General features: G+C 62.7%; 3 protein-coding genes. 2 read left to right on the forward strand and 1 reads right to left on the reverse strand.

Translation table 11 applies throughout. The features are described 5' to 3' along the window. The coding region (locus tag AC1D00_RS38340) for an aspartate-semialdehyde dehydrogenase (RefSeq protein WP_477014254.1) at nucleotides 1-1,004 on the forward strand (1,004 nt) is incomplete at its 5' end. Nucleotides 1,005-1,113: 109 nt separating this feature from the next. Here AC1D00_RS38340 and AC1D00_RS38345 read toward each other — a convergent pair. After that, complete coding sequence (locus AC1D00_RS38345) at nucleotides 1,114-1,758, reverse strand: carbonic anhydrase (RefSeq protein ID WP_404551830.1); 645 nt, start codon at nucleotides 1,756-1,758, stop codon at nucleotides 1,114-1,116. Between the two features lie 111 nt (nucleotides 1,759-1,869). Between AC1D00_RS38345 and AC1D00_RS38350 the strand changes: the two genes are divergently transcribed. Next, nucleotides 1,870-2,067 (forward strand): aldolase/citrate lyase family protein (locus tag AC1D00_RS38350; protein WP_477014255.1); only part of this gene is annotated, 198 nt, incomplete at its 3' end.

Consider the following 2,067-nt stretch of genomic DNA (forward strand, 5'->3'; position numbering starts at 1 on the left):
CCGGCAATGTCGGACGGGAAATGCTCAACATCCTCGATGAGCGCAAATTCCCCGCGGACGAGGTCGTGGCCCTCGCGTCACGCCGCAGCGTCGGCGTCGAGGTCTCCTATGGCGACCGCACCCTCAAGGTCAAAGCGCTCGAGCATTACGACTTCTCCGACGTCGACATCTGCCTGATGTCGGCGGGCGGCTCGGTGTCGAAGGAATGGTCGCCGAAGATCGGCGCCGCCGGCACGGTCGTGATCGACAACTCCTCGGCCTGGCGCATGGACCCGGACGTGCCGCTGATCGTGCCCGAGGTGAACGCGGATGCGACCGCGGGCTTCAAGGCGAAGAACATCATCGCCAATCCGAAYTGYTCGACGGCGCAGCTSGTSGTSGCGCTGAAGCCGCTGCACGACAWSGCSACCATCAAGCGCGTCGTSGTCKCGACCTAYCARTCGGTGTCGGGCGCCGGCAAGGACGCGATGGACGAATTGTTCTCGCAGACCAAGGCCGTCTACACCAACAGCGAGATCGTCAATAAGAAGTTTCCCGCGCGCATCGCCTTCAACATCATCCCTCAGATCGACGTCTTCATGGAGGACGGCTACACCAAGGAAGAGTGGAAGATGATGATGGAGACCAAGAAGATTCTTGATCCCAAGATCAAGCTCTCCGCGACCTGCGTGCGCGTGCCTGTCTTCGTCGGCCACTCCGAGGCCGTCAACATCGAGTTCGAGAATCCGATCAGCGCCGATGAAGCGCGCAACATCCTGCGCACGGCGCCCGGTTGCCTCGTCATCGACAAGCATGAGCCCGGCGGCTACGCCACGCCCTATGAAGCGGCCGGCGAGGACGCCACCTATATCAGCCGCATCCGCGAGGACGCCACGGTGGAGAACGGCCTCGTGCTGTGGTGCGTGTCCGACAACCTTCGCAAGGGCGCAGCCCTCAACGCGATCCAGATCGCGGAAGTGCTGATCAACCGCAAGCTGATCAGCGCCAAGAAGAAAGCGGCTTAAGAAGCTGCGTTGCTTTGTAGGGTGGGTTAGCGAAGCGCAACCCACCTCTTTACTTTCCGCGGTGACAAAAGTGGTGGGTTACGCCTGCGGCTAACCCACCCTACAACACCTACGCCACGCTTCGCGCGTTCTTGAATTCCTTTGCGACCTTGTCCAGCACGAACAGCGATCCCTCCGCGACGCCGAAATAGGCGCCGTGGGTCTGCATCTGGCCGGCATCGACCGCCTTCTGCACGAACGGGAAGGTCATCAGGTTTTCCAGGCTGCGGAACACCGCGGCCTTCTCGATGCGCTCGACGAACTGCGCCATGGTCTCGCGGTCGCGCTGCTCGACCACCTCGCCCGGCTTGATGAACATCTGCATCCATTTGCCGATGAAGTCACCGGGGGTGAGCGGCTCGATCTTGTCGACGAAGGCGCGGATGCCGCCGCATTGCGCGTGCCCGAGCACCACGATGTGCTTCACCTTCAGCACCTTCACCGCATATTCCAGCGCCGCCGAGACGCCATGCGCGTTGCCGTCGGGCTGATACACCGGCACCAGATTTGCGATGTTGCGGACGACGAACAATTCGCCCGGGCCGACGTCGAAGATCACCTCGGGCGAGACGCGGCTGTCGCAGCAGCCGATCACCATCACTTCCGGCGACTGCCCCTTCACCGACAGCTCGCGATAGCGGGTCTGCTCGGTCGGCAGCCGCTGGGTGGCGAAGGCCCTGTAGCCTTCCAGCAAATGCTCTGGGAATGTGATCATGGCCTATGCCTAATCATAGACCGCAGGGGCGAACAAGCCTTTCGAATAGGCATGCCAGGTGCTATCGGCTCAGGTCAGAAGAGCTACGAGGAAACCGGAAGGACCATTCGCATGACCCGCCCGCGCCGCAGCCATCTGTTCATGCCCGGCTCCAACCCCCGCGCGCTGGAAAAGGCGCGGAATCTGGCCGCCGACGGACTGATCCTCGATCTCGAGGATTCCGTCGCCCCCGACGCCAAGGCGGTGGCGCGCGACGGAATCGCCGCCGCGATCGCGGCCAAGGGGTTCGGCAAGCGCGAGGTCCTGATC

The sequence above is a fragment of the Bradyrhizobium sp. P2_E8 genome (genome assembly GCF_056403875.1).